Origin of the sequence: Mycobacterium sp. (assembly GCF_036488105.1) — a bacterium.
Taxonomy (GTDB): Bacteria; Actinomycetota; Actinomycetes; order Mycobacteriales; family Mycobacteriaceae; genus Mycobacterium.
Genome location: NZ_DASXHW010000196.1, coordinates 1 through 3,225, shown reverse-complemented (window position 1 = coordinate 3,225; position 3,225 = coordinate 1). Strand labels below are relative to the sequence as shown.

4 protein-coding genes are annotated in these 3,225 nt (G+C 66.2%); all 4 read right to left on the bottom strand.

Annotation, left to right across the window (positions count from 1 at the left end; all coding sequences use genetic code 11):
- Positions 1-108: 108 nt before the first annotated feature.
- Positions 109-855, bottom strand: coding sequence for a proteasome subunit alpha (prcA, locus tag VGH54_RS10700; RefSeq protein WP_331511951.1), 747 nt, complete (start codon positions 853-855; stop codon positions 109-111).
- A complete protein-coding gene (prcB, locus tag VGH54_RS10695; RefSeq protein WP_331511950.1) occupies positions 852-1,739 on the bottom strand; it encodes a proteasome subunit beta in 888 nt (295 codons plus the stop codon). Before prcB ends, prcA begins: the two co-directional genes overlap by 4 nt.
- Entirely contained in the window at positions 1,736-1,930 is a 195-nt protein-coding gene (locus tag VGH54_RS10690) for a ubiquitin-like protein Pup (protein ID WP_331511949.1), read from the bottom strand. The genes prcB and VGH54_RS10690 overlap by 4 nt, the downstream gene beginning before the upstream one ends.
- Before the next feature lie 103 nt (positions 1,931-2,033).
- A partial coding sequence (gene dop / locus VGH54_RS10685) for a depupylase/deamidase Dop (protein ID WP_331511948.1) occupies positions 2,034-3,225 on the bottom strand: 1,192 nt, incomplete at its 5' end.

Sequence of the window (3,225 nt, the reverse complement as noted above, 5' to 3'; positions counted from 1 at the left end):
TCGCCGGAATCCACCGAGCGGGTCGCCGCGGCCTGTAACACCGTCGCCGTGCCGTAACACACCGAACAACCCAGCGCGAGCAGCAAGCCGATCAGCACGGGCCAGAGCCTATTTCGACGATTCCTTCGCCGAGTCGTCTGACGACTCGACGCCGTTGTGTTCAGGCAGCAGCCGCTCCAACGCGGCACCGGTGATCCGCCGGAATGCTCGCCGCGGCCGGCTGACGTCGAGGATGGCCACCTCCAGCGTCGTGACGTCCAGTGTGTCGTCGCCGTTGCCGCTGCCCGCCTTCAAAGCGTTGACCGCGATGTGCACCGCGTCGGCCAAATTAGCGTTCTCGGCGTAGGAGTCCTTGAGTGCGGTGGCGATCGGCTCGGTCGTGCCGCCCATCACCACAAAATGCGGCTCGTCGGCGATCGACCCGTCGTAGGTGATCCGGTACAGCTCAGGAGGTTTGGTCTCACCGTAGTGCGCAACTTCGGCGACGCACAACTCGACCTCGTACGGTTTGGCCTGTTCGGTGAAGATGGTGCCCAGCGTCTGCGCGTACACGTTGGCCAGCTGCCGTCCGGTCACATCGCGGCGATCGTAGGCGTAGCCGCGGGTGTCGGCGAACTGAATTCCGCCGCGGCGCAGATTGTCGAACTCGTTGAACTTTCCGGCGGCGGCGAAGCCGACTCGGTCGTAGAGTTCGCTGATCTTTTGCAGCGATCGCGACGGGTTCTCCGCAACGAACAGCACACCACCGGAGAAGACCAGCGCCACTACACTGCGGCCTCGCGCAATACCCTTGCGCGCGAGCTCGCTTCGCTCGCGCATAGCCTGCTCGGGCGAAATGAAGTACGGAAAACTCATGAATCACTTCCCGCACGGTCGGCGTCCGGGCCGAAAGTATCGGTGCGGGAACGTTGTTCGATGACCTCCCGCGCCAGCTCGGCGATGCGTGGCTCGGCCACGTTGGACGCACCGTCGGCGCCGATCGTGACCGCGGTCGGGTAGATCCCGCGGACCAGATCGGGCCCGCCAGTGGCCGAATCGTCGTCGGCCGCGTCGTAGAGTGCCTCGACGGCCACTCGCAGCGCCGAATCAGCATCCGTCACTTGCGAATACAACTTCTTGATCGACGATTTTGCGAATATCGACCCCGAACCGACCGACTGGTAGCCCTCTTCTTCCAGGTTCCAGCCGCCGGCCGCGTCGAAGGAGACGATGCGGCCCGCCTTCTGCGGGTCAGGATCGTGAATGTCGTAACCGGCCAGCAACGGCAGAGCCACCAGACCCTGCATCGCCGCAGCGAGGTTGCCGCGCACCATGATCGCCAGCCGGTTCACCTTGCCCGCGAAGGTGAGTGGCACCCCTTCGAGCTTCTCGTAGTGCTCGAGTTCGACGGCGTAGAGGCGGGCGAATTCGACGGCGATGGCCGCGGTGCCGGCGATTCCGGTCGCGGTGTAGTCGTCGGTGATGTACACCTTCTGCACATCGCGGCCCGCGATCATGTTGCCCTGCGTCGAACGCCGGTCGCCGGCAAGCAGAACGCCACCGGGGTACTTCAGCGCGACGATCGTCGTTCCGTGCGGCAGCTGAGAACTCGGCGTGATCGCATCTGCGCTACCGATGCCGGCGGGCAGCAGTTCGGGCGCCGCTCGGCGCAAATAATCAGTGAATGAGGAAAGGCCGCCAGAGGCGGTCCCGGGAAGTGCAGAGTTGGTGGCCAGGCGATCGCGGTTGGGCCAGGTCACTGTCCGCCCTTTTGGACGTATGCGCGGACAAAGTCTTCGGCGTTCTCTTCCAGAACATCGTCGATCTCATCCAGCAGGTCGTCGGTGTCCTCGGTCAGCTTCTCGCGACGCTCCTGGCCCGCGGCCGTGCTGGCAGTGGGGTCGTCGTCATCGCCGCCGCCACCACCGCGCTTGGTCTGCTCCTGGGCCATCGCTGCCTCCTGCGTAATCATCGGCCGTGAAACACGGCCGTCGTTTCTCCACCCTACCGGTCAATAGCGTGATTGCCCGGGGGAAAGCCCGGTGTCGTGGCGCTCAGGTGGTCAGCTGCTCCACCAGCTCGACCGCGCTGTTCACCGAATCCAGCAGCGCCCCGACGTGCGCTTTGCTGCCCCGCAGCGGCTCCAGCGTCGGAATTCGCACCAGCGAATCGCCGCCCAGGTCGAAGATCACCGAGTCCCAGCTGGCTGCTGCGATGTCGGCGCCGAAGCGGCGCAGGCATTCCCCGCGGAAGTAGGCCCGGGTGTCCGTCGGTGGGTTCTCGACCGCGTCGATCACTTGCTGCTCGGTGACCAGACGTTTCATCGAACCGCGCGCGACCAGCCGGTTGTAGAGACCTTTGTCCAGCCGGACGTCGGAGTACTGCAGGTCGACCAGGTGCAGCCGCGGCGCCGACCAACTCAGGTTCTCCCGGTGCCGGAAACCCTCCAAGAGTCGCAACTTGGCCGGCCAGTCCAGCAGCTCGGCGCACTCCATCGGGTCGCGCTCGAGCTGATCGAGCACGTGCGCCCAGGTCTCCACGACGTCGGCCGCGCGCGCGTCGTGGTCGCGGCCGTCGACCAGCTTCGCCGCCCGGTCCAGGTAAATCCGTTGCAGCGCAAGGGCAGTCAGCTCACGGCCATCGGCAAGGGCGACGGTGGCGCGCAGCGACGGGTCACGGCTGATGGCGTGCACCGCGTGCACCGGCCGGGCCAGCGCCAAGTCGCTGAGGTCGATGCCGTGCGCCGGACCGTCCTCGATCAGGTCGAGCACCAGCGCGGTGGTGCCGAGCTTGAGATAGGTCGACGTCTCAGACAGGTTGGCGTCGCCGATGATGACGTGCAACCGCCGGTAGCGGTCGGCGTCGGCATGCGGCTCGTCGCGGGTGTTGATGATGGGGCGGGAGCGGGTGGTGGCGGAGCTGACGCCCTCCCAGATGTGCTCGGCGCGCTGGCTGACGCAGAAGACCGCGCCGCGCGGGGTCTGCAGCACCTTGCCGGCGCCGCACAGCAGTTGCCGGGTGACGAGGAAGGGAATCAGGATGTCGGCCAGCCGGGAGAATTCCCCGTGCCGGGCCACCAGGTAATTCTCGTGGCATCCGTAGGAGTTGCCGGCCGAGTCGGTGTTGTTCTTGAACAGGTAGACCTCGCCGCTGATGCCCTCCTCGGTGAGCCGGCGCTGGGCGTCCGCGACCAGGCCCTCGAGGATCCGCTCCCCTGCCTTGTCGTGGATCACCAGCTGCCGGACG

What these genes read in the sequence shown, in the direction of transcription:
- prcA (WP_331511951.1), bottom strand. Translation starts at nt 855, where the DNA reads ATGAGTTTTCCGTACTTCATTTCGCCCGAGCAGGCTATGCGCGAGCGA.
- VGH54_RS10690 (WP_331511949.1), bottom strand. Translation starts at nt 1,930, where the DNA reads ATGGCCCAGGAGCAGACCAAGCGCGGTGGTGGCGGCGGCGATGACGAC.